Source organism: Natrinema salsiterrestre (assembly GCF_029502005.1).
Lineage (GTDB): Archaea > Halobacteriota > Halobacteria > Halobacteriales > Natrialbaceae > Natrinema > Natrinema salsiterrestre.
In genome coordinates this window covers 1-742 of record NZ_JAMQOT010000025.1, presented here as the reverse complement: position 1 = coordinate 742, position 742 = coordinate 1, and the positions used below count along the sequence as shown (strand labels likewise).

Here is a 742-nt window from a genome sequence, read left to right as displayed (position 1 = left end):
GGCACTGTCTAGTTTAGCACCTCCGCTGGCGTCTGTTCGTTAAGTGATTGGTGCGGTCGTTGTGTGTTGTAGTAGTGTATGAACTGTTCAAGCCATTCTCTGACGCTCACCCGACTGCCCACCCACGAATTATGGAAGCGGTCAACTCGCATCTTGAAGGTGTGAAACCACTTTTCGATCAGGTTTCGATCGGTATAGTCGAGCTGACCGCCCAATCCTAATCGAGAGAGGGCAGTCAGATAGCCGTAGCCATCAACGAGAAACACTGTGTCATCGAGCTCGTGTTTCTCGGTCAATCGATGGAGGAATGCAGCGGCAGGATCGGTACCTCGTCGTCCGAATACTGCGACATCAAGAATTAGTCGTGAGTCTATGTCTATTGCAGCGTACACCCAAGACCAGTCGCCGTTAATCTTGACAGCGGTTTCATCAACTGCGACCCGCGACGGCTGCGCCGTCGGCGGGTCCGGAACGCTGTCAGCCAGCCGATGTACCCAGTGCCAGATCGCTTGGTGAGAGCGTTCAACGCCGAGTGAGCGAAGAATTGCTTGTGTCTCTCGAAGCGAACAACCGGTCGCGTGGAGCCGGACGGCGAACGCCCTGACGGGCGTCGCCGTCCGCTCACGCTCCCAAGATTCATCAAATTCCGTCGCGTAGCACTCGCTGAGCAGGTCTGCGAGCATTGTCCCAAACAAACTCTACGACCTGCTCACTTCTCAAGCTGGCCTAACTAGACACTGCC

General features: G+C 55.4%; 1 protein-coding gene. It reads right to left on the bottom strand.

Annotated features, from left to right (window positions below):
* Window positions 1-8 precede the first annotated feature (8 nt).
* Window positions 9-683 (bottom strand): IS6 family transposase, encoded by a 675-nt coding sequence (locus NDI89_RS23800; RefSeq protein WP_277525408.1) that lies wholly within the window; start codon window positions 681-683, stop codon window positions 9-11.
* Between the last annotated feature and the right edge of the window lie 59 nt (window positions 684-742).

Coding starts and splice junctions, on each gene's coding strand:
- NDI89_RS23800 (WP_277525408.1), bottom strand. CDS start 683: ATGCTCGCAGACCTGCTCAGCGAGTGCTACGCGACGGAATTTGATGAA.